Source organism: Pseudomonas sp. PDM18, from assembly GCF_014852585.1.
Classification (GTDB): Bacteria; Pseudomonadota; Gammaproteobacteria; order Pseudomonadales; family Pseudomonadaceae; genus Pseudomonas.
The window spans coordinates 172,365-195,911 of sequence record NZ_JACVBX010000002.1 but is presented as its reverse complement, the minus strand read 5'-3'; the positions used below and the strand labels follow the sequence as shown (position 1 = coordinate 195,911).

Genomic DNA, 23,547 nt, shown 5'->3' with positions numbered 1-23,547 from the left:
CACTCGATGGGCGCTGACGATGCCGGCGATCCGCAAGCAGGGCTTACGGTGCCGACGCTTGCCGCGATACCGTGCGGCTGGCCGAGATTGACGCCCTGCCGCGCACTCACTAGAGTGCGCGGTTTCCTACATCCCCCGTAATACCTGCACCATGACCCCGTTCTACCGCTTCGCCGACCCGAGCCTCGCCCTGCTGCGAGAGCCTCCGCGCGTACGCAAGATTGATACGGTGCTGCGCCGTCGCCGCAGCGTGCTGTTCGCCTTCACCTTCTCTCCGCCCTCCGGCTGCTGAGCCGGAAGCCGCGCGTTCGCGCCGGCATTTCCGCATTCCGATTCCGCCCTCCGGTAAGCGCCGGCGGGCTCGTTCGCATGTGTTCGCCCTACGGCCTGAGCGCCGGGGCAAGAGAAGGTTTCCATGAATACCCCAAGCCCCCTCAACAAACCGCTTCTCGCGGTGCTGCTGTTCGCCGTCTCCATCGTCGGCCTGAGCCTGGGCGCGACTTTGCCGCTGGTAGCGCTGCGCCTGCTGGACAACGGCGCCAGCGCGCTGCAGATCGGCGTCCTGTCGGCGGTGCCAGCGGCCGGCATGATCCTCGCCGCCACCCTGGTGGACCGCGCCTGCCAGCTGATGAGCCGGCGCCGCCTGTACCTGCTGTGCTTCGTGCTGTGTACCGCGAGCACCGCAGCCATCGAATTCAGCAGCCACTCCCTCTGGCTGCTGGCGGCGGCACGCCTGGCACTGGGCGTCGGCATGGGCATCGCGATCATCCTCGGCGAAGCCTGGGTCAACGAGCTGTGCGGCGAGAAGAACCGCGGCACCATCGTGGCCCTCTATGCCACCAGCTTCACCGCCTTCCAGCTGCTCGGCCCGACACTGGTGGCGCTGCTCGGCGCGCAGACGCCCTGGGTGGTGCTGCTGGTCAGCGCAGGGCACCTGATCGCCCTGGCCACCGTGGCCTTCGCCATGCCCGAGGAAGGCATTCACGAACACGTCGAGGAGCCACGCAGCTTCTCCCTGGCCGGTTTCCTGCGGGTGGCTCCTGCGCTGTGCATGGGCGTGCTGTTCTTCTCTTTCTTCGACAGCGTGGTGCTCTCGCTCTTCCCCGTTTACGCCTCCAGTCACGGCTACGCGGTGGGCATCGCTGCGTTCATGGCCACGGTGATCCTGCTCGGCGACATGCTCTGCCAGCTGCCGCTGGGCTGGCTGTCCGACCGCTTCGACCGGCCCACCCTGCACCTCGTCTGCGGCGTCGCAGCGATGGTGATCGGTCTCGCCCTGCCCTGGCTGATCAGCCAGCCATCGCTGCTGTGGCCGGCACTGATGCTGCTGGGCGCGGTGGCCGGAGGTGTCTATACCCTGGCACTGGTGCTGATCGGCCAGCGCTTCCGTGGCCGCGACCTGGTCACCGCCAACGCCGCCGCCGGCATGCTCTGGGGCGTCGGCAGCCTGCTCGGGCCGCTGCTCAGCGGCAGCCTGATGGACCTTGGCCCGCAGGGTGTGCCGGTGGCACTGGCGCTCGCCGCCGGGCTGTTCGTGGCCAGCGCGGCCGCCTCGCTGCGCCGCACTGCCCTGCGCACCGCCTGATGCATCAATAGAAGGCAAGGCGCATCGACTTGGTGCCGGCACGTTAAAGCCTGGCCCTCGCCCTGAACCGGGGATTTCAGCTAAGCGGTTGAAATTCCCAGTGGTTTTTCCGCCCTACGAAAACTGGCATTTCAATTGCTCTGCCCCCTGCAACGGGATGCATCACCCACGGCAAGGTAGCCACCGGGTGGGCGAACGCTGCAAGGCACACAGTGGAGTTGCACCACAGGCGAACTAGGGTTCCGGTCCTTTGCGAGAAGGGCGTCTGGTCCGAGAGTTTTCCGGCCCTAGGGACAGGGCTACACGGCGGGAGAAAAGCCCGGGAGACGTGATGTCATCCCGTGCCGATTTCCAACCGTTAGGAGCAATGCCATGACCATGCCGCTTTCCCTGCGTTCCCTGCGCAAGACCCTGCTCAGTGCCTGTCTGCTTGCTGCCGCCGGGGTCGTGCCGCTGACGCTCCAGGCCGCCGAGAAGCTCAAGATCGGCACCGTCGTCTGGGCCGGTTACGCGCCCTTCTACGTCGCCGACAAACTCGATCTCTACAAGCCCCACGGCCTGAAGGTCGAGTTGCAGTTCTTCAACGACCCAGCGCTGATTCCCACTGCCATGACCGGCGGCGCCCTCGACGGCGGCATGCTCACCTACGACCAGGTGGTCGGCGGTGTCGCCAAGGGCCAGCCGTACCGGGTGGTGATGCCCATCGACTTCTCCAACGGCGGGGACGCCATCGTGGCCGACAAGTCGATCCAGTCGGTCGCCGACTTCAAGGGCAAGAAGATCGGCTTCAACCCGCTCTCGCCGTCCGATTTCCTCCTCGCCTACGCGCTCAAGAGCCACGGCCTGAGCGACAAGGACATCAGCCCGGTGAACATGACGCCCGAGGGCATCCCCGGCGCCATGGCCTCGGGCAGCCTGCCGGTGGGCGTGACCTACGAACCCAACGTCTCGCAGATCCTCGGCATGCCCGGCGACAAGTTCCACGTCGTGTATTCCTCCAAGGACGCGCCGGGGCTGATCACTGACGTGCTGGTGTTCAACCAGGAAGTCATCGGCAAACGCCAGAAAGCGATCAGAGCGATGATCCAGGGCTACGCCGACGGCCTGGCCTACATGAAGGCGCACCCGGACGAGTCCGCCGAGATCATCGGCAAGGTGCTGGGCGTCAGCGCCGCCGAGGCCAAGGAGCAGATGGCCGGGGTCTACAACATCCCGCTGGCGGAAATGAACAAAAACTTCGAAAAGTCCGACGCCACCAGCTCGTTCTTCGGCAGCGGCGCGGTGATCGCCCAGCTGCTCAAGGATAACAGCCAGATCCCGGCGATACCCGACCTCGCCCAGACCTTCGACGCGCAGTTCGTCCAGGCCCTCGCCCAGTAAGGCGCCCATCCACCGCTCCTGCCAGGAGGGCGGGAGCGCTTACGGAGGTTCTTCATGTCCGCGTACCTGTACCGCTACGCCGATGGCCGGCTGCCCAACAGCCTCGCCCTGGCCTATGCCTTCGGTGGCTACGCTGCCGGCTTCGCCCTGCTGTTCGCCGATAGCTGGCTGCTCAATGCCGCCGGCACCCTGCTGCTGGGCCACGCGATGATCGTCGCGGCGTACCTGATCCACGAATTCGCCCATGGCACCATCTTTGCCAGGCCCGAGCACAACACCTGGGCCGGCGAGGCCTGCAGCTGGCTGTGCGGCAGCTGCTACGCGGGCTTCCAGGACCTGCGCCGCAAGCACATGCGCCACCACGTCGACCGCGCCGACGTGATCACCTTCGACACCAAGGTCTTCCTCGCCCGCAGTCCGCGCTGGGTGCGCAACCTGGTACTTGCGGCCGAATGGGCCTACGTGCCGGCCATCGAGCTGATCATGCATTACTACGTGATCCTGCTGCCCTTCATCACCGATAACCCGCGCCACCGCGCCAACCGCCGCCGCGTGGCGCTGACCCTGCTGGTGCGCGGCGCGCTGTTCGGCCTGGTGGCGGCGGTGTCGCTCAAGGCGCTGCTGCTCTACTTCGTCGCGTGGACGCTGATGATCATCGTGCTGCGGTTCACCGACGCCTACCAGCACACCTACGACGCCTTCGCGGTACTGGAGGACGGCGGCAAGATTCCCGACGACAAGGCCCGCGACCGCACCTACGAGCAGATGAACACCTACTCCAACGTGGTCTCGGTGCGCTGGCCGGTGCTCGACCTGCTGCTGCTCAACTTCGCCTACCACAACGCGCACCACGAGAAACCCGTGGCGCCCTGGTACCGCCTGCGCAAGCTGCACCACGAACTGTACGGCGAGGGCTACGCCCAGGTGCTGCCGATGCACCTGCTGTTCAAGGGCTTCCACCAGCACCGCCTGCGCCGCGTTGTGGACGACCACTACGGCGAGGTCGCGCCGGCGGGCAAGGACCGCGCCGACGGCTTCTACGGCGCCGTGGGCGTCTCCTTCCTGACGGCGGTCTGAGCATGATCGACTACCGGGGCAAACGCGTCCTCATCAGCGGCGCCGCCAGCGGCATCGGCAAGGGCCTGGCGCGGGCGTTCGCCGAACAGGGCGCGGCGCTGGAGCTAATCGACCGCAACGCCGAGGCGCTGCAAGGCGTGACGGACGAGCTGGCGGCCCTGTGCGACGTGCACAGCACCACCCTCGACCTGGGCGACAGCGATGCCATCGCCGCCTTCGCCGACAGCCGCCAGGGCGCTGCGCTGGACGTGCTGATCAACAACGCCGGCGTCGAGTACGCCACGCCGCTGGAAGGCGGCAACGCCGAGACCGACCAGCGCTGGCAGGCGCTGCTGGACAACAACGTCGCCTCGATGCTGCGCCTCACCCGCGCCCTGCTGCCGCAACTGCACGCCGGCAGCAGCGTGATCAACCAGGCGTCGATCTGGGGCCTGAAGGGCGTGCCGGGCTTCTCCGCCTATGTCGCCAGCAAGCACGCGGTGATCGGCCTGACCCGCTCGCTGGCGTGGGAGCTGGGACCACGGCGCATCCGCGTCAATGCCGTGTGCCCCGGCTGGATCGCTACCGAAGCGGCCATGCGCTCGCTGCGGGTAATGGCGCAAGCCAACGGCCGCAGCGAGGACGACGAACTGGCTCAGATCCTCGCCGCCCAGGCGGTGCCGGAGCTGCTCACGCCGGCCGATCTCGCTGGCACCTTCCTGTTCCTCGGCAGCCCGCTGGCCGCCGCCATGACCGGCCAGGCATTGTCGGTCAGCCACGGCGAGGTGATGCACTGATGAAACCGCTCGCAGGACAGACCGCTCTGGTCACCGGCGCCACCCAGGGCATTGGCCGGGCCATCGCCCTGGCGCTGGCGGAGGCCGGCGCGCAGGTGTGGATCAACCACCTCGATCAACCGGAAGCGGCCACCGCGTTGGTGGCACGCATTGCTTCCAGCGGGGGCCGCGCCTATGCCGTGCAGGCCGACGTCGCGGAGCCGGAACAGGTCGCCGACATGTTCGCCCGCGTGCTCGCCGAAGGCGAGTTGGACATCCTGGTGAACAACGCCGGGATCATCCTGGAAAAGCCCTTCCTCGACACCAGCGAGGACGACTGGGTGAAGCTGCTGGGCGTCGACCTGCACGCCGTCTACCGCTGCTGTCGCCATGCCCTGACGCACATGCAGGCGCGCGGCAGCGGCAGCATCGTCAACATCGCCTCGGAGCTGGGCCAGCTCGGCCGCGAACGCTATGCCGCGTACTGCACCGCCAAGGCCGGAGTGATCGGCCTGACCAAGGCGCTGGCGCGGGAGTTCGCCCCGCACATCCGCATCAACGGCGTGGCGCCGGGCCCGGTTGAGACGCCGATGGTCTCGGTGGAGCACATGAGCGAGGCGATGATCGCCCGCGAAACCGCCATCCCCGCCGGCCGCCTCGGCCAGCCGGAGGAGATCGCCGCAGCGGTTCTGTTCCTCGTCTCGCCCGGCGCGAGCTTCTTCCATGGGCAAGTGCTCGGCGCCAATGGCGGCGCCTGGATGGGCGCCTGATGCGCGCGGAAATCGTCCTGCTGCTGGGCGCCGCCATCTGGGGCCTGGGCTGGATGCCCCTGGCGCACTTCGCCGGCCAGGGCCTGGCCGGCATGCCGCTGGTGCTCTGCACCTACGGGCTGCTCTGCGCGCTGGCCGTGCCGCTGGTGCTGAGCCAGCGGCGGCAATGGTGGTCGCAGCGCGGCGCCCTGCTGGCAATCGGCGTATTCGGCGGCTGGGCCACGGCCGGGCTGGTGGCGGCGCTGTCCGAAGGCGACGTGGTGCGCGCCATGCTGCTGTTCTACCTGGCGCCGGTCTGGGGCCTGCTCGGCGGCCGGCTGCTGTTCGGCGAACGCCTGACGCCTGCACGGCTCGGCGCCCTGGCGCTGGCCATGCTCGGCATCGCCCTGACCCTTGGCATCAGCCTCGACACCTTCCGCCCGCTGGCCGCCAGCGACTGGCTGGCGCTCTCCGCCGGCTTCGCCTTCGCCCTCAACAACCTCGCCACCCGCGCCGCTGAAGCGGTGCCGCTGGCGAGCAAGGCGGTGGTCGGCTTCATCGGCAGCGCCACGCTGGGCGGCCTGTTCTGCCTGCTGCAAGGCACACCGCTGCCCGCCCTCGACGCCCACCAATGGCTACAACTGGCCGGCTTCGGCCTGTTCTGGCTGGCCGCCATGGGCGCTGCGCAATACGGCTTCAGCCACGTCGAGGCGAGCCGCGCCGCGGTGCTGGTGGTGATCGAACTGCTGGTCGCCGTGCTCACCGCCGCCTGGTTCGGCGACCGCGAGCTAGGCCTGCGCGAATGGCTCGGCGGCTCTCTGGTTCTGGCAGCGGCGCTGATCGCCGCGCGCCCTACTCCTGACCTTTCCCCCACTCTCTGCGAGGCCGAATCATGACTGTCCGCATGGACCAGCTCAGCTGGGTCGAATACGCGCGCCGGGTGCGCGAGCAATCCCCCGTGGTCTTCCTGCCCTGCGGCGCCACCGAGCAGCACGGCCCGCACCTGCCGCTGGGCACCGATGCGCTGCTGGCCAGTGCGCTGTGCGAAGACGTCGCCCGCCAGATCGACGGCCTGGTGGCGCCCGCACTCTCCTACGGCTACAAGTCCCAACCCAAGTGCGGTGGCGGCCAGCACTTCTGCGGCACCACCAGTCTCGACGGGCAGACCCTGATCGCCCTGGTGCGCGACGCCGTACGCGAGTTCGCCCGCCACGGAGTCACCCGTCTGGTGCTGGTGGACGGGCACTACGAGAACCAGTGGTTCGTCACCGAGGGCATCCAGCTCGCGCTGCGTGAGCTGGGGTCTTCCAGCCCGCTGGAGGTGATGCGTCTGGAGCACTGGGACTTCTGCAGCGAAGCCACGCTGAACGACGTATTCCCCGACGGCTTCCCCGGCTTCGCCCTGGAACACGCGGCAGTGATCGAAACCTCGCTGATGCTGCACTACCTACCCAGCCTGGTACGCCTGGACCTGATCCCCGACGACGGCCCGGCCGACTTCCCGCCCTACGACATGTACCCCAGCCGCACCGAGTGGGTGCCGCCTTCGGGCGTGCTGTCCTCAGCGCGCGGTTCCAGCGCCGACAAGGGCCTGCGCATGGCGAAGGACATCGTAAAAGGCATCGCCGCTGCGGTACGCAAGGAGTTCGAGCTGTGAGCGTCGCCCTGATCGTCATCGACATGCAGCGCGACTTCTGTGCCCCCGGCGGCTATGCCGACCAGGCCGGGCTGGAGATCGGCCGCCTGCGCGCGCCGATCCCGGCCATCTCGCGCCTGCTGGACAGCGCCCGTGCCCTGGGCCTGCTGGTAGTGCATACCCGCGAAGGGCACCGCCCCGACCTGACCGACCTGCACGAGAGCAAGCGTCGCCGTGCCGAACAGGCCGGCGCGCCCATCGGCGCACGCGGCCCGCTGGGGCGATTGCTGGTGCGCGGCGAGTATGGCCACGACCTGATCGACGAACTGCGCCCGCTGGCCGACGAGCCGGTGATCGACAAACCGGGCTACAGCGCCTTCGCTTACACCGACCTGGACCTGCTGCTGCGTCGGCGCGGCATCGGCCACCTGGTGCTCTGCGGGGTGACCACCGAAGTGTGCGTTTCTTCCACCCAGCGCGCGGCGGTGGAGCTGGGCTACGCCTGCACCCTGGTCAGCGATGCCTGCGGTTCGCCGAGCGCCGAGCTGCACGCCGCCGCCCTGGCCATGGTGGAAGTGGAAGGTGGGTTGTTCGGCCGCGTACTGGAAAGCCGTTCCGTGCTCGCCGAATGGGAGGAAAACGCATGCCTGGCCTGAACACTTCCGCTGTACCGCCCGCCTACCTCGGTGTCTGGCAGCGCACCCTGCTGACCACCACCGGCGGAACGCATGACACCAGCACCCGCGTGTACTGGCTACAGACCGAGCGTCTGTTTGCCGACCTGCGCATTCCGCTGCCGGCCCCCGATAAGCCGGAAGCACTGGCCGCCCAGGCCGGATTTGCCGGTCTCACCGAGATCACTGGCGATATCTGCCAGTGGCACCGCGCAATCGACTTCCAGCCGCCCAATGGCGGCGAGGACATCGGCCGCATGCACTTCGTCGACAGCGAAAAGGTGCTGGAAGACGGCCTGGACGGCAGCTACCACGAAGTCTGGGAGCGCCTGCCCGAATCCCTCGGGCGCAACCGTGGCACCTGGCTGCTGGGCGCCGACGGCCGCCAGGGTTGCCTGCTGCTGGCCGGCGACTGCTTCCTCTTCGCCGCCGGGCGGCGCCTGCCGCTGCCGCGCGCGCCATCGCTTGTCGCATTGTTCGATAGCGACAACCTCGAGCTGCTGGATTTCGAACTGAGCTTCGGCCGTCATCAGGGCGGTGTTACGCCCTGGCGCATCGAACTGAGCACCCTGCCCGCGCGCATCGGCGCACGACTGCTGCCCGCCAAAGCCGATCCCGACCACCCCGGGTTGCTGCACGACGCCCACTGGCTCAACAGCCTGGGCGCCACGCCGCCCACCGATGGCTGGCAAGCCTGCGAGCTGCCCCTGTTCCCCGCTGAGGAGGTGACGCCATGACCGCCCACCAGCCCCTGCCCCGCCCTGCCGCGCAGCCCGCCCGCCAGCGCTGGTGGGTGATCCGTGGCGAGCTGCCGCGCAGCGCCGTCTGGGCCCTGGCCGCCGCCGGCCTGCTGCTGCCATTGCTGCTCTGGTGGGCCTACAGCGCCGCCGGATTGGCCAACCCGATGTTCTTCCCCGGCCCGGACGCCGTGCTCAAACGCATCGGCCACTGGTGGACCGACGAAGGGCTGGTGGGCGACATCGCCATCAGCGTCTACCGGGTCATGACCGGCTTCCTCGCCTCGGCGGTGATCGCCCTGCCGCTGGGCCTGTACATCGGTACCTACCGCCCGGTGCAGGCCTTGCTCGAACCGCTCACCGACTTCATCCGCTACATGCCGGCGGTGGCCTTCATCCCGCTGGTGATGCTCTGGGTCGGCATCGACGAAGGCTCCAAGGTGCTGATCATCTTCATCGGCACCTTTTTCCAGATGGTGCTGATGGTCGCCGAGGACGTGCGCCGCGTGCCCATGGCGCAGATCGAGGCGGCGCAGACCATGGGCGCCAGCCGCGCAGAGACCATCCGTCTGGTGGTGCTGCCCTCGGCGCGCCCGGCGCTGCTGGACACCCTGCGCATCACCTGCGGCTGGGCCTGGACCTACCTGGTGGTGGCCGAACTGGTCGCCGCCAACTCCGGCCTGGGCTACGCCATCCTGCGCGCCCAGCGCTACATGCAGACCGACAAAATCTTCGCTGGCATCCTGCTGATCGGCGTCATCGGCCTGCTCACCGACCAGGCATTCCGCTGGCTCGGCCGGGTCGCCTTCCCCTGGATGAAGAGGTAAGCCTGATGAGCCAGAACAAGATCGCCATCCGCCACGTCGACAAGGTCTTCAGCAGCCAGGGTCGGCACGTACAGGCTCTGCAGGATGTGAACCTGGAGATTCGCGCCAATGAGTTCGTCACCTTCGTCGGCGCCTCGGGTTGCGGCAAGTCCACCCTGTTGCGCAGCATCGGCGGGCTGGAGCGCCACAGCGGCGGCGACATCCTCGTCGATGGCCGTGCCGTGGACGGCCCCGGCATCGACCGCGCCATGGTCTTCCAGCACTACAGTCTCTACCCCTGGCTGCGGGTGATGGAGAACATCAAGTTCTGCCGCCGGCTCAAGGTGGTGTCCGACACCGTGCGCGGCGACGCCGACGTGGAAGTCGCCAGCGGCCGCGCCGATGCGCTACTCAACCTGATGGGCCTGTCGGCTTTCGCCCAGGCCTACCCCAGCCAGCTTTCCGGCGGCATGCAGCAACGCGTGGCGATCGCCCGCGCGCTGATGCCCAAGCCGCAGATCCTGCTGATGGACGAACCCTTCGGCGCGCTGGACGCGCAGACCCGCGAGGTGATGCACGACCTGATCCGCCACGTGCACCGCCTGGAGAACAGCACCATCCTGTTCGTCACCCACGATGTCGACGAGGCGATCTACCTGGGCGGCCGCGTGGTGTTGATGGCGCCGCGCCCCGGACGCATCGACAGCGTCTACGAAGTGCCGCTGCCGGCCGAGCGCAATCAGGACATGAAGATGGCCCCGGAATTCATCGCCCTGAAGAAGGAAATCCTCGCACGCATCCGCGAGACCTCGGGCATGAGCACCGACCTGGAGTTGCTGGAGCAGCTGACCCGCACTGCGGCGCCGGTCTGAACCAGAGAAAAGGGAATCGGCGGAGCGGATAGCCCCGCCGTTGTACCGGGCGTGGCCCGAGACGGATTGCGCAGGAAGCGCGAGGGAAACGACCTGCCGGGAGCGGGTAGCTCCGCCCGGGGGCTGGCAGGCCGGTGGTCGCGGTGGCGGCCTTGAAGCTGGCCGGAAGCGCCCGGTGAGGCGCTTCCGGCATCGTCGTCAGCCGATGGTCATCAGGCTGGCGTTGCCGCCGGCAGCGGCGGTGTTGACGCTCAGCGCGCGCTCGATCAGCAGGCGTTCCAGCGGGATGTCGGTTTCCCCGCGGTTCAGCCCGGTGACGCCGACGATGGCGCCCTTGCGCTGGCTCGCCTGTTCGCAGACTGCGCGCAGCTGGTCCGAATCGCCGTGGTGCAGGATCGCGTCGAACACCTTGTCGGTCGCGCTCCAGTCGGCGACCAGCTCGATGCGCTGGGCGACTTCCTTCGGCAGTTCCTTGACCACGGCGGCGTTGGACTCGGCCACCAGCGGGCGGCTGCCAACGCTGAGCACCGCAGCCAGCTGCGCCAGCAGGTCGGCGCGGTCTTCCGCCAGGCACAGCACGTGCTCGCGCGGCAGCAGGGTGTAGGTGTTGCGCTCGCCGGTCGGGCCAGTCAGCACCTGCTGGGTGAAGCTCTGCGCGAGTTCGCCGTAGCCGCCGAGCAGAGTGGCCAGGGCGGCGTCTTTCTGCCCTGCCCACTTGGTCAGCGCGTCCACGGCCTGCTGGGCATCCTTCGGACGCGGCAGCGCCTGGGCACCGTCGCCCTTGAGCTGGCTGGCCACCGCATCCTGCGGGCGGGTCGACAGCAGGCGGTACAGGTACAGCGGGCCGCCGGCCTTCGGACCGGTGCCGGACAGGCCCTCGCCACCGAAGGGCTGCACGCCGACCACCGCGCCAACCACGTTGCGGTTGACGTAGAGGTTGCCGACATGGGCGGTGCCGACGACCTGGGCGATGGTCTCATCGATGCGGGTATGCACGCCCAGGGTCAGGCCGTAGCCGGATTCGTTGATCTGCGCGAGCAGCTGGTCCAGTTCAGAGCGCTGGTAGCGCACCACGTGCAGCACCGGGCCGAAGATTTCGCGCTTGAGTTCGCTGAAGCTGTCCAGCTCGATCAGGGTCGGCACAACGAAGGTGCCGCGCTTGATTTCCTCGGCATCCAGTCGGGCGCTCTGGAACACCTTGCGGCCTTTGTCGCGCATGGTCTGGATGTGCTTGTCGATGTTGGCCTTGGCTTCCTCGTCGATCACCGGACCGATGTCGGTGTGCAGGCGCTCCGGCGCACCGACGCGGTACTCGGCCATGGCACCCTTGAGCATCTGCACCACGCGGTCGGCGGCATCTTCCTGCACGCACAGCACGCGCAGCGCGGAGCAGCGCTGGCCGGCGCTGTCGAAGGCGGAGTTGACCACGTCGACCACCACCTGCTCGGCCAGGGCCGAGGAGTCGACGATCATCGCGTTGAGACCGCCGGTTTCGGCGATCAGCGGGATGGTACGGCCCTGGGCGTCGAGGCGGCCGGCGATGTTGCGCTGGAGGATGCCGGCCACTTCAGTGGAACCGGTGAACATCACGCCACGCACGCGTTCGTCGCCTACCAGGCGGGCGCCGACGGTTTCACCACGGCCCGGCAGCAGTTGCACGGCGCCAGCGGGCACGCCGGCTTCCAGCAGGATGCGCACGGCTTGCGCGGCGATCAGCGGAGTTTGCTCGGCGGGCTTGGCCAGCACGGTGTTGCCGGCGGCCAGCGCAGCGGCTACCTGGCCGCTGAAGATCGCCAGCGGGAAGTTCCACGGGCTGATGCAGACCACCGGGCCCAGCGGGCGGTGGCTGTCGTTGGCGAAGTGGGTGCTGGCCTGGGCGCCGTAGTAGCGCAGGAAGTCCACCGCCTCGCGCACTTCGGCGATGGCGTTGGCGAAAGTCTTGCCCGATTCACGCACCAGCACGCCCATCAGCGACTGGATCTCGGCTTCCATCAGGTCGGCGGCGCGCTGCAGGATCGCGCCGCGCTCGGCCGGCTGGGTCGACTGCCAGATCTGCGCGCTGGACAGCGCGCCAAGGATGGCGTTGTTCACGTCGGCTTCGCTGGCTTCACGCACATGACCTACCACGTCGCGGTGGTCAGCCGGGTTGCGCACCGGCTGCGGCTCGCCCGGCGCGGCGTCGGCCAGGCCCAGCATCGGCTCGGCGACGTAGGCGTGGTTGGTGCTCGACAGCAGCGCCGAGGACAGCGAACCCAGGCGGTGTTCGTTGGCCAGGTCGATGCCGGCGGAGTTAAGGCGACTGTCGCCATAGAGGTCGCGCGGCAGCGGGATGCGCGGGTGCGGCAGGCCCAGGGTGCCTTCCTGCGCGGCCATCTGCTCGACCTGCAGCACCGGGTCGAGCACCAGGTCCTGGAGGGAGATGCTGTGGTCGGCGATGCGGTTGACGAAGGAGGTGTTGGCGCCGTTTTCCAGCAGGCGGCGAACGAGATACGCCAGCAGGGTTTCATGACTGCCCACCGGGGCGTAGATGCGGCACGGACGGTTGAACTTGCCGTCGGCGACCTTGCCCACCACCTGCTCGTACAGCGGCTCGCCCATGCCGTGCAGGCACTGGAACTCGTACTGGCCCGGGTAGTAGTTCTGCCCGGCCAGCTGGTAGATGGCCGACAGCGAGTGGGCGTTGTGGGTGGCGAACTGCGGGTAGATGGATTCCGGCACCGCCAGCAGCTTGCGCGCACAGGCCAGGTAGGAAACATCGGTGTACGGTTTGCGGGTGTAGACCGGGTAGCCTTCCAGGCCGTTGACCTGGGCCAGCTTGATCTCGCTGTCCCAGTAGGCGCCCTTCACCAGGCGGATCATCAGGCGGTGACGGCTGCGCTTGGCCAGGTCGATCACGTAATCGATCACGTAAGGGCAGCGCTTCTGGTAGGCCTGGATGACGAAGCCGATGCCGTTCCAGCCGGCCAGCGACGGCTCGAAGCACAGGCGCTCGAGCAGGTCGAGGGAGATTTCCAGGCGGTCGGCTTCCTCGGCGTCGATGTTGATGCCGATGTCATAGTCACGGGCCATCTTCACCAGGCCGAGCACGGTCGGGTACAGCTCGTCCATCACGCGGTCGTACTGCGCGCGGCTGTAGCGCGGGTGCAGCGCGGAAAGCTTGATCGAGATGCCCGGGCCTTCGTAGATGCCACGACCATGGGAAGCCTTGCCGATGGCATGGATCGCCTGCTCGTAGGAGGCCAGGTAGCGCTTGGCGTCCTCCTCGGTCAGCGCGGCTTCGCCGAGCATGTCGTAGGAGTAGCGGAAGCCGCGGGATTCCATGTTCGCCGCATTGGCCAGGGCCTCGGCAATGGTTTCGCCGGTGACGAACTGCTCGCCCATCAGGCGCATGGCCATGTCCACGCCCTTGCGGATCAGCGGCTCGCCGGACTTGCCGATGATGCGGTTGAGCGACGAGGACATGCCGGCTTCGGTGTGGGTCGCCACCAGCTTGCCGGTGATCAGCAGGCCCCAGGAGGCCGCGTTGACGAACATCGACGGGCTTTGGCCCAGGTGCTGGCTCCAGTTGCCGTTGCTGATCTTGTCGCGGATCAGCGCGTCACGGGTGGCCTTGTCCGGGATGCGCAGCAGCGCCTCAGCCAGGCACATCAGCGCCACGCCTTCCTGAGACGACAGGGAGAACTCCTGCAGCAGGCCCTGCACCAGGCCCTGGCGGCCACCGGCGTTCTTCTGGTTGCGCAGCTTTTCGGCGATGCCCAGCGCCATCTTGCTGGCCGCGGCGGCCTGCTCTTTCGGCAGGCGGGCCAGGTCCAGCAGCATCGGCAGCGCCTCGGTTTCCGGGCGGCGGTAGGCGGCGGTGATGGCCGCGCGCAGCACGGACTGCGGCAGGATGCTTTCGGCGAAATCGAGGAAGACCTGCAACCCTTGTTCGTTCAGCGCATCCAGCGACTCTTCGCCCGCTGCGGCCGCCAGGCCGGATTGCTCGGCCGGGGTCAGACCGCCTTCCACCTGCTCCAGGTAGGAGAAGATGGCCTGCTTGATCAGCCAGTGCGGGGTACGGTCGAGTTGCTGGGCAGCCAGCTTGAGGCGCTCGCGGGTGGCGTCGTCGAGCTTCACGCCAAGGGTGGTGGTGGCCATGGGGCTTCCTGTTGTTAGAAGGTGTGCCTGAAAACGGCGCAAGGTTATACCGCCGAATCGCAAGGTGCAACCAGGTGCAACCCAATAAAAACAAGCCTTTGGTCGTACGCGCAAAACCGGTGCAACCGGTGACATTTCCCACACACGGCGCTACCAAACGGAGCACGGCCACGGGCGCGCCCGGCTGCAACCCATACGGGTCGGCCGGACGGCAGGAAGAAAGCAGTGTTCGTGCCAGAGGTGGAAAAGGTGCAACCCGGATTCTGCCGGAGTCGCTCGGCAGGAGTCAGTCCAGCGGCAGATAAAGACTGAACGCCGCGCCTTGCCCCGGCTGGCTACGCACCTCGATACTGCCGCCGTGGGCCTGGACGATCTGCTCGGAGATGTACAGGCCCAAGCCCAGTCCGGCGACGCGAGCCGCGCCGGCCCCACGCTCGAACTGCTGGAAGATGCGCCGCTGCTCCTCAACACTGATGCCGTCACCATGGTCGCGCACGCAGAGTTTGGCGCGGCCATCCGCCACCGCGACGGTGACTTCCACGGGCCGGCCGGGGCCGTAACGCAGGGCGTTACTGACCAGGTTGCTGATCACCTGCTCCAGGCGATAGGCATCCCACACACCCTCCACCACTTCGGGCGCCTCCAGGCTCAATTCGCAGCCAGCCGCCTGGGCCTGCACGGCGAAGTTGCTCAATACGCGGCGGGCGATATCGGCCAGGTTGGCCGGCTCCGGGCGGATCGACAGCTTGCCGGTGCGGATGCGCGAGACGTCGAGCATGTCCTCGATCAACCGATTCAAACCGGTGAGCTGGCGTTCGTCGCGCTCGAACAGCACGCCCAGGCGGGCCTGAGTGAAGTGTTCCAGCTTGCCCTTGGACAGGTGCAGCCGGCGCAACTGGGTATCCAGCATCAGGCCATTGAGCGGCGTGCGCAGTTCGTGGGAGACGATGGACATGAAGTCGTCGCGCATCTTCACCGCGCGCTGCAACTCGACCTGGGTCTCGCGCAGCTCGGCGAGCAGCGCGTCCTGCTCGGCGCGCGCCTGTTCCAACACCTTGCGCTGACGGTAGAGGTCGACGAAGACATTCACCTTGCTGCGCACCGCGTGGTTGTCCAGCGGCTTGTAGAGGAAGTCCACCGCGCCGCTCTCGTAGCCCTTGAAGGCATAGTTCAGCTCGCGCCCGGCGGCTGTCACGAAGACGATGGGGATGTTCCTGGTGCGCTCGGTGCCGCGCATCAGCTCGGCCAGGGCGAAACCGTCCATGCCCGGCATCTGCACGTCCAGCAGCGCCAGGGCGAATTCGTGCTCCAGCAGTAGCGACAGCGCCTCGTCCGCCGAGGACGCCTTGAACACCTCGCGCCCTTCGCCCTTGATCAACGCCTCCAGCGCCAGCAGGTTCTCCGGCAGGTCGTCGACGATCAGCAGTTTGCTTCCCTGGTTACGCAGCATGTTGGGTACCCATTCGGGTCAGGAGCGCGTGAATCTCACGCAGCGGAAGAATGTAGTCCGGGGCGTGCAGCGCAATAGCCGCCTCCGGCATGGTGGACACGGCGGCTTCGGCCGGGTCCTGGACGATACTCAGCCCGCCCCGGCGGTGGATGCGCGCCAGCCCCTCGGCGCCGTCCTGGTTGGCGCCCGTGAGCAGGATGCCCGCCAGCCCCTCGCGGTAGGCGTCGGACGCCGAGTCGAAAAGGATATCGATCGACGGCCGGGAGAAATTCCGTGGTGCCTCGCGGCTAAGGGCGAAGGTGCGCTCCTGCTCGATGGACAGGTGGTAACCGGCAGCGGCGAAATACAGCCTGCCCGCCTCCACCGGCGCCTTGTCGCGGGCCTCCTCCACGGGGATCGCCAGGCGCCGGGCGAACAGGTCGACCAACTGGCTCTCGTGGTTTTCCGGCAGGTGCAGCACCGCCACCATGGGCAAAGCGAAGTCCGCCGGCAATCCGCCGAACAGCTGGAACAGCGCGTCCACGCCGCCCGCGGAGGCGCCGATGACCACGGCCTGGACCTTCCGTTGCGCGCTCATCGTTTGCGGAACACTCGTTCACGGCGATTCACCACCTCGAACTCCGAGGCGAAGTCGGTGAAGTCCAGGCTTTCCTTGCTGCCCAGACCAAGGAAGCCCCGGTGGCACAGCGACTCGTGAAACAGACCGATGGCACGGTTCTGCAGCTGGCGGTTGAAGTAGATGAGCACGTTGCGGCAGGAGATCAGGTGCGTCTCGGAGAACACGCTGTCGGTAGCCAGACTGTGGTCGGCGAAGGTCACATTGGCGCGCAGCATCTTGTCGAACAGCGCCCCGTCGTAGGCCGCCGTGTAGTAGTCCGAAAGCGAACCCTTGCCGCCGGCGGCACGGTAGTTCTCGCTGGCCTGGGCCAGGTCGTCCACCGCATAGATGCCGCGCCGCGCCTGCTCCAGCGAGCGCGGATTGATGTCGGTAGCGTAGATCAGCGTGCGTTCGAGCAGGCCTTCTTCATGCAACAGGATGGCCAGCGAATGCACTTCTTCGCCGGTACTGCAGCCAGCCACCCACAGGCGCAGCGACGGATAGGTGCGCAGAACCGGCACCACTTCCTGGCGCAACGCGAGGAAGTAGCTGGGGTCGCGGAACAGCTCGCTCACCGAGATGGTGAGGTACTGCAGCAGCTCATGGAAGGCGTGCGGATCGTGCAGGATTCGCTCCTGCAGGGCCGAGATGCTGCGGCACTCGAACAGCTTGGTGGCATGCAGCACGCGGCGCTTGAGCGAAGTGCCGGAGTAGTCGCGGAAGTCGTAGCTGTACTTCAGGTAGATCGCCTCGATCAGGAGGCGCAGCTCGATGTCCTGGCTGCGATCAGGCATGTCAGATGCGCTCCAGCTTGGGTAGCCATACACGGATCAGGGAGAACAGGCGGTCGAGGTCGATGGGCTTGGCCAGGTAGTCGTTTGCGCCGGCGCGCAGGCACAGCTCGTGGTCGTCCTTCATCGCCTTGGCGGTCACCGCGAGGATCGGCAGCTTCTTCCAGCGCGCGTCCTGGCGGATCAGGCGGGTCGCCTCGTAGCCGTCCATCTCCGGCATCATCACGTCCATCAGCACCAGGTCGATATCGCCGACCTCGTCGAGCTTCTCCAGGGCTTCGCGGCCGTTACGCGCGACTTCCACTCGGGCGCCCTTGTGTTCCAGGGCGCTGGTGAGGGCGAAGATGTTGCGCACGTCGTCGTCCACCAGCAGGATGCGCCGTTCCTCGAAAGCCCGGTCGCGGTTGCGCGAGGTGCGCAGCATGCGCTGGCGTTCGCTGGAGAGCTGCGACTCGACCTTGTGCAGGAACAGCGTCACCTCGTCGAGCAGACGCTCGGGCGAGCGCGCGCCCTTGATGATGATCGAGCGCGAGTACTTGAGCAGCTCGGCTTCTTCGTCGCGGGTGAGGTTGCGGCCGGTGTAGACGATCACCGGCGGGAACGAGCAGATATCCTCCTCGCCCATGCGCCGCAGCAGTTCGTTGCCCTGCATGTCCGGCAGCTTGAGGTCGATGATCATGCAGTCGTAGATGTTCTGCCGCAGCAGTTCCAGGGCCTGTTCGCCCTGCTCCACGGCGGTGATCTCAACGTCATCGTCACCGATCAGGCGCGCTACGCTGTCGCGCTGCAGCGGGTCATCCTCGACCAGCAGGATGCGCTTGACCTCCTGGGTCAGCTTGGCTTCGAGCTTGCCGAACACCTCGCGCAGCTGCTCGCGGGTGGTGGGTTTCAAGGCATAGCCGATGGCACCCAGGTGCAGGGCCGCTTCGCTGCGATCCTCCACGGAGACCACGTGCACCGGCACATGGCGGGTGCGCGGATTGGCCTTCAGGCGCTCCAGGACGGCAAGGCCGGATTCGTCGGGCAGGTGCATGTCCAGCAGGATGGCGTCCGGACCGTGCTCGTCGGCCAGGCGCAGGCCTTCCTCGGCCCCCATGGCCACCAGGCAGCGGTAACCCAGCTCGCGGGCCAGGTCATAGAGGATGCGAGCGAACTTCGGCTCGTCTTCCACCACCAGCACGCAGCGTTGGCCGACGTTGAGCTGTTCGCGGTCATCGGCGAAAGCCGCGGCAGCCGGCGCACGCACCACCGGGGGTTCAGCGGCGGCCGGGGCAATCGCAACAATCGGCGCGGGCGCGCTGACCACCTGGTCCTCCGCGGGCGCCTGGTAGTTCAGCGGTAGCAGCAAACTGAACACGCTGCCCTTGCCCGGCTCGCTGCTGACGATAATGCTGCCGCCCAGCAGGTGCGCGAGGTCGCGGGAAATCGACAGACCCAGGCCGGTGCCGCCGTAGCGGCGGTTGGTGGCACCATCGGCCTGCTGGAAGGCTTCGAAGATGCGCTGCAGCTGGTCTTCGGCGATACCAATGCCGCTGTCGCGAACATCGAAGCGCAGTCCCTCGGGCGCGGCGCTCACGCGCAGGGTGACTTCCCCGCTGTCGGTGAACTTGAAGGCGTTGGACAGCAGGTTCTTGAGGATCTGCTCGACCCGCTGGCGGTCGCTGAACAGCAGCGCGGGGGCGTCCTCGGCGACTTCGGCGACGAAGCGCAGGCCCTTATTGTCGGCCTGCGGGCGGAACAGTCCTTCCACCGCTTCCACCAGGCGACGTACGCTGGCGTTCTCCGGGCGCACTTCCAGCTTTCCGGCCTCGACCTTGGAGATGTCGAGGATGTCGTTGATCAGGTTGAGCAGGTCGTTGCCGGCGCCGTAGATCGACTCGGCGAACTTGACCTGCTCGTCATCGAGATTGCCCTGCTCGTTGTCCGCCAGCAGGCGCGCGAGGATCAGCGAGCTGTTGAGCGGCGTGCGCAGCTCGTGGGACATGTTGGCGAGGAACTCGGACTTGTAGCGGCTGGCCCGCTGCAGCTCGTCAGCGCGTCCCTGCAGGTCCAGGCGCGCCTGGTTCAGCTCGGTGTTCTTGCCGTCGAGATCGTCGCGCTGGGCGGCCAGTTCCTGGGCCTGCTCGGCGAGGCGCTCGTTGGTCTGCTCCAGTTCCGCCTGCTGGGCCTCGAGATGCGCCTGGGACTCCTTGAGTACCCGCGACTGCTCCTCCAGCTCCTCGTTGGCGGTCTTCAGCTCCTCCTGCTGCACCTGCAGTTCTTCGTTGAGCTGCTGGGTCTCCGCCAGCAGGTCCTGTTGGCGCTGGCGGTACTGGGCGGCGGCAATCGCGCTGCCGAGCGTTTCGGCGACATTCTGCAGGAAGGCCTGGTCGCGTTCCTCCAGCTGGCGCAGAAAGCCCAGCTCCAGCACGCCTACCACGCCGCCATCGTTGAGCAGCGGCAGCAGCGCCACGCTCACCGGCTGGCCGTTGCCCAGCGCCGAGTTGACCTTCAGGTAATCCGGCGGCAGGCCGTCGACCACGCGCAGCTTGCGCTGACGGGCAGCCTGGGCGGTGAGGCTTTCATCCGGGGCGAAGTAGTCCTCGCCCAGCGCACTGGCGGCGAAGCCGAAGGTGCCGGATAGGCGCAGGCCGCCCCGATCATCGCGCACATAAAGCGCGCCCACCGGGGAAGCAACGAACGCACCGAGGAATTCCATCAGGCTGCGCCCCAGAGCCGACAGCGATTGCTGGCCGATCAACTGCTCGCCAAGGCGGCTCTGGCCATCGCGCAACCAGGCCTGGCGCGCCAGCGTTTCGTTATGCTGCTCCTGACGACGCAGGGATTCGGCATAGGACTCGGACAGGCTGACCAATTGCCGGCGGCCGAAATACGCGAGCAGCGTACCGACCACGATGCTGAAGACCAGATAGAGGACGATCACCCCCACGGACAAGCTGGAGGCGAACTGGTTTCGGTCATGGCGCAACTGCTGCTCAGTGTTGATCAGCGAGGAGTACTGGCCCCGGATGGCATCCATCATGCTCTTGCCGCGCCCGGCCTTTATGGCGTCGGAGGTGTCCTGGCCCTGACGACGCTGCTCGATCATCTGCTGGGCGAAGGTCATCCACTCGTCCTGCATCGAGGTCAGGCGGCCCACGCGCTCGACCTGCGGAGGGTTGTCCGCTACCAGCTCGGAGAGACTCTTGAGTCCGGAGTTGATGCGCGGGCGCGCCTGCTCCAGCGGTTCGAGGAAGCGCGGATCGCCGGTGATCAGGAAGCCACGCAGGCCGCTTTCCTGGTCCACGCTCAGGCGCTGCATCTCGTTGGCGCTGGAGATCACCCGATCGGTGTGCTCAACCCAGCCCAGCACGTCAAGCATGTACAGGATCAGGCCGATGAACAGCACCGCACCCAACAGGCAGATGCCCAGCGGCAGCGCCATGTTGCGCGCGAGGATGCGGCGGAAGGCGCTTTCGTCGGCGATGGCTTTCTGGTTCATCTACGGATTCCCTGATGGTCTTTCTTCCCTGGAGGCCCCCCGCCGGAATGACGGAGATCGCGACAGAAGCCAGGTAAGTATTTGAAGTTATTGTAAGAACGTTCTTAAAACGGCAGAAATAATACCGCCAAGCGTTGTAGGCTACACACCGACTGGCGAATTGACAGCCACTCTTGTGGGACGTTCGAACTTTTCACGGCCTGGGCCGGAGAAAAGTGGAATTATCTGTCGGCGCGCCTTTCCAACGTTCGACAAGACATAAAAGACCGATCGGTCGCAGGGTTTGCTCGATGCCAAGCTCCCCAGGGGATACCTCCCTTTCACCAGTGCAGGGCCAGGGCGACTTCCTCAACAGCAGTAGCGCCATGGCGCCGCTGATCCGCCAGTACGACTGGGCGACCACCTCGCTCGGCCCGATAGAGCAATGGCCGGTCACACTCAAGGGCATCCTCGAAGTTGGCCTCAACTCGCGCCTGCCGGTTTGCATCTACTGGGGCCCGGAGTTCATCCTGCTGTACAACGACGCCTGGAGCGTCATTCCCGGCGACAAGCATCCAGCCTGCCTGGGCCAGCCGGCACACATCGCCTGGTCGGAGATCTGGTCGATTCTCGACCCCATGTACAACGGCATCCTGCAGACCGGCGTGGCCGCCCACGAGGAAGACCGCCTGCTGCCCATGGTGCGCTTCGGCTACGTCGAGGAAGCCTACTTCACCTACAACGTCAGCCCGATCTTCGGCCAGGACGGCAAGCCCATCGGCCTGTTCAACACCGCCGTGGAGACCACCGGCAACGTCATCCAGCAACGCCGCCAGCACCTGCTGACACGCATGGCGGAACGCCTCGGGCAGGCTGACGACAGCGCGCAAATCTGCGCCCAGGCCTTCGCCCTGCTCGCCGAAGCCAGCCACGACGTGCCCTTCTGCCTGCTCTACCACGCCGGCATCCTGCTCGGCGCCTGTGGTACCGATGCCAGCGACCGCTTTGCGCCGGCGCAGCTGAGCGCGGACGATGACCCGTTGCACCTGTTCAACGGTCTCAAGAAAGCCCACCAGTCCCCTCTGGGCAGCCAGTACATGCGCGCCTTCGCGCCCTGGCCGGAGGTGCTCGACAGCACGTACGCCACCCCGCTGGAAGGCCATGCCGACAGCCTGGCAGTATTCGGCATCAGCCCGCGCCGACGCCTGGACGAGAATTACGCGACCTTTTTCAACGAACTGGCCACCTTGCTCGGCCATGCCCTGGCCTCCGCCAGCCTTCGCACACAGGAGCGCCAGCTTAAAGAGGCTGTGCAGGAAGAAGCCCGCCAGCGCACCCTGGAGCGCGACCGCGTCTGGGCGGTCAGCCAGGACCTGCTTTGCGTGCTCGATCACCGGGGCGTGCTGCGCAGCTTCAACCCGGCCTGGGGCAACCTGCTGGGCTGGAGCGAGGAACAGCTCAGCGGCCGCAACAGCGAAGAGCTGGTGCACCCGGACGACCTGAGGCCGAGCATCGACACCCGTGCCACCCTCGCCCGCGGCGAGCGCCTGCAGCACTTCGAAAACCGCATGCGCCACGCCGACGGCAGCTATCGCTGGATTTCCTGGCACGCCACCGAGGAGAACGGCTTGATCTACGGTTGCGGCCGCGATATCAGCGAACAGAAGCGCGCCGCCGAGCTATTGGAGCAGGCGCAGTCCGCCCTCGCCAATGCCCAGCGCATGGAAGCCGTCGGCCAGCTCACCGGCGGCATCGCCCACGACTTCAACAACCTGCTGGCGAGCATCCGCTTCAGCCTCGACCTGATCACCCGCCGCGCACCGGCCAACGCCCAGCCAGAGCTGAGCCATATCCTCCAGGCCGCCACCCAGGCCACCGAGCGCGCCGCCGAGCTGACCCACAACCTGCTCGCCTTCGCCCGGCGCCAGGCGCTGGCCATGCACCCGGTGGACCTTGCCCAGCAATTGCGCGACTGGCACGACGAGCTGGCCGAACGCGCCGGCCCGGACGTCGCCGTGACGCTTGCCCTGGACGACGCGCAGAGCGTACTGACCGACCGCGACCAGTTGCACAAGGCCATACTTCACCTAGTAGAAAACGCCCGCGACGCCATGCCCGGCGGCGGCCGCCTGGAGATCAGGCTGCAGCACCAGGAGATCGTCAGCAGCGAGCGTGACCTGCCGGCCGGCGACTACCTCGCTCTCTCTCTGCAGGACAACGGCCAGGGCATGAGCGAGACCACCCTGACCCACGTCTTCGACCCCTTCTTCACCACCAAGGGCATCGGCCCCAACAGCGGGCTGGGCCTGTCGATGGTCTACGGCTTCATCAAACAATCCGGCGGGCACATCCGCCTGCGCAGCGAGCCCGGCCAGGGCACTTGCGTCACACTCTATTTCCCGAGAGGCAACTCAGTGGTCAGCATTCCCGACACCCCTACCCCCCCCAACCAACCCGCCAGGCAGCAACTGTGCGTCCTTGTCGTCGAGGACAACGACCTGGTGCGCATGCTCACCGTGGAAGTGCTGGAGGAGATCGGCTACCAGGTGCTGCAAGCCGAGGACGCGGAGGAGGCTCTGCCGATCCTGCAGGGAGACACCACGATCCATCTGCTGCTCACCGATGTCGGCCTGCCGGGTATGAACGGCGAGGAACTGGCAGTGGCCGCCAGGGAAGCCCGGCCGGAACTGCCGATCCTGTTCGCCACTGGCTTCGCCGAAATCGTCCGTATCGATGGCAGCGAGCTGGCCACGCGCATGTCGATGATCGCCAAGCCCTTCTCCATCGACGCGCTGCGCGACAAGGTCAACGGCATGCTCGGGCGCAAGGACGACTGACCG

The 23,547-nt window shown here is 67.1% G+C and carries 18 protein-coding genes and 1 riboswitch; of the genes, 13 read left to right on the top strand and 5 right to left on the bottom strand.

Translation table 11 applies throughout. The annotated features are described in order from the left end of the window. The first annotated feature begins 151 nt into the window (after positions 1–151). From IB274_RS05700 to IB274_RS05645, 12 genes are all read left to right on the top strand, one after another. Positions 152–292, top strand: a complete 141-nt coding sequence (locus IB274_RS05700) for a hypothetical protein (protein ID WP_192223627.1) — start codon at positions 152–154, stop codon at positions 290–292. A 123-nt stretch (positions 293–415) separates the two neighbouring features. Then, positions 416–1,585, top strand: a complete 1,170-nt coding sequence (locus IB274_RS05695) for an MFS transporter (RefSeq protein ID WP_192431072.1) — start codon at positions 416–418, stop codon at positions 1,583–1,585. Between the two features lie 223 nt (positions 1,586–1,808). Next, a riboswitch (guanidine-I (ykkC/yxkD leader) is annotated at positions 1,809–1,913 on the top strand. Positions 1,914–1,957: 44 nt separating this feature from the next. Further along, the gene (locus IB274_RS05690) at positions 1,958–2,965 is read left to right on the top strand and encodes an ABC transporter substrate-binding protein (protein ID WP_225614699.1); all 1,008 of its coding nucleotides are present in this window, start codon (positions 1,958–1,960) and stop codon (positions 2,963–2,965) included. A gap of 54 nt (positions 2,966–3,019) precedes the next feature. Beyond that, positions 3,020–4,042, top strand: coding sequence for a fatty acid desaturase family protein (locus IB274_RS05685; RefSeq protein ID WP_192431071.1), 1,023 nt, complete (start codon positions 3,020–3,022; stop codon positions 4,040–4,042). Positions 4,043–4,044: 2 nt separating this feature from the next. Then, a complete protein-coding gene (locus IB274_RS05680; RefSeq protein WP_192431070.1) occupies positions 4,045–4,818 on the top strand; it encodes an SDR family NAD(P)-dependent oxidoreductase in 774 nt (257 codons plus the stop codon). Then, positions 4,818–5,567 carry an SDR family NAD(P)-dependent oxidoreductase gene (locus IB274_RS05675; protein ID WP_192431069.1) on the top strand — a complete coding sequence of 250 codons (750 nt, stop codon included), beginning with the start codon at positions 4,818–4,820 and terminating at the stop codon, positions 5,565–5,567. The genes IB274_RS05680 and IB274_RS05675 overlap by 1 nt, the downstream gene beginning before the upstream one ends. Continuing rightward, complete coding sequence (locus IB274_RS05670) at positions 5,567–6,442, top strand: DMT family transporter (RefSeq protein WP_192431068.1); 876 nt, start codon at positions 5,567–5,569, stop codon at positions 6,440–6,442. The genes IB274_RS05675 and IB274_RS05670 overlap by 1 nt, the downstream gene beginning before the upstream one ends. After that, on the top strand, positions 6,439–7,203 hold the full coding sequence (locus tag IB274_RS05665; protein ID WP_192431067.1) for a creatininase: 765 nt from the start codon (positions 6,439–6,441) through the stop codon (positions 7,201–7,203). Before IB274_RS05670 ends, IB274_RS05665 begins: the two co-directional genes overlap by 4 nt. Beyond that, the gene (locus tag IB274_RS05660) at positions 7,200–7,838 is read left to right on the top strand and encodes an isochorismatase family cysteine hydrolase (protein ID WP_318652852.1); all 639 of its coding nucleotides are present in this window, start codon (positions 7,200–7,202) and stop codon (positions 7,836–7,838) included. Before IB274_RS05665 ends, IB274_RS05660 begins: the two co-directional genes overlap by 4 nt. Beyond that, positions 7,826–8,593 (top strand): hypothetical protein, encoded by a 768-nt coding sequence (locus IB274_RS05655; protein WP_192431066.1) that lies wholly within the window; start codon positions 7,826–7,828, stop codon positions 8,591–8,593. Before IB274_RS05660 ends, IB274_RS05655 begins: the two co-directional genes overlap by 13 nt. Next, positions 8,590–9,420, top strand: coding sequence for an ABC transporter permease (locus IB274_RS05650; RefSeq protein WP_192431065.1), 831 nt, complete (start codon positions 8,590–8,592; stop codon positions 9,418–9,420). The genes IB274_RS05655 and IB274_RS05650 overlap by 4 nt, the downstream gene beginning before the upstream one ends. A 5-nt stretch (positions 9,421–9,425) precedes the next feature. After that, the gene (locus tag IB274_RS05645; protein WP_192431064.1) at positions 9,426–10,271 is read left to right on the top strand and encodes an ABC transporter ATP-binding protein; all 846 of its coding nucleotides are present in this window, start codon (positions 9,426–9,428) and stop codon (positions 10,269–10,271) included. A gap of 198 nt (positions 10,272–10,469) precedes the next feature. On the opposite strand, the gene putA is transcribed toward IB274_RS05645, so the two are convergent. From putA to IB274_RS05620, 5 genes are all read right to left on the bottom strand, one after another. Beyond that, positions 10,470–14,408: a trifunctional transcriptional regulator/proline dehydrogenase/L-glutamate gamma-semialdehyde dehydrogenase gene (putA, locus tag IB274_RS05640; protein WP_192431063.1), complete on the bottom strand. Its 3,939-nt coding sequence runs from the start codon at positions 14,406–14,408 to the stop codon at positions 10,470–10,472. A gap of 286 nt (positions 14,409–14,694) precedes the next feature. Beyond that, the gene (locus IB274_RS05635; protein WP_192431062.1) at positions 14,695–15,858 is read right to left on the bottom strand and encodes a hybrid sensor histidine kinase/response regulator; all 1,164 of its coding nucleotides are present in this window, start codon (positions 15,856–15,858) and stop codon (positions 14,695–14,697) included. Further along, positions 15,848–16,435: a chemotaxis protein CheB gene (locus IB274_RS05630; RefSeq protein ID WP_192431061.1), complete on the bottom strand. Its 588-nt coding sequence runs from the start codon at positions 16,433–16,435 to the stop codon at positions 15,848–15,850. Before IB274_RS05630 ends, IB274_RS05635 begins: the two co-directional genes overlap by 11 nt. Beyond that, positions 16,432–17,250 (bottom strand): CheR family methyltransferase, encoded by an 819-nt coding sequence (locus tag IB274_RS05625; RefSeq protein WP_054910236.1) that lies wholly within the window; start codon positions 17,248–17,250, stop codon positions 16,432–16,434. The genes IB274_RS05630 and IB274_RS05625 overlap by 4 nt, the downstream gene beginning before the upstream one ends. Before the next feature lies 1 nt (position 17,251). Continuing rightward, positions 17,252–20,728 (bottom strand): response regulator, encoded by a 3,477-nt coding sequence (locus IB274_RS05620; RefSeq protein ID WP_192431060.1) that lies wholly within the window; start codon positions 20,726–20,728, stop codon positions 17,252–17,254. A gap of 290 nt (positions 20,729–21,018) precedes the next feature. Between IB274_RS05620 and IB274_RS05615 the strand changes: the two genes are divergently transcribed. Continuing rightward, positions 21,019–23,544 carry an ATP-binding protein gene (locus tag IB274_RS05615; RefSeq protein WP_192431059.1) on the top strand — a complete coding sequence of 842 codons (2,526 nt, stop codon included), beginning with the start codon at positions 21,019–21,021 and terminating at the stop codon, positions 23,542–23,544. Positions 23,545–23,547: the final 3 nt, after the last annotated feature.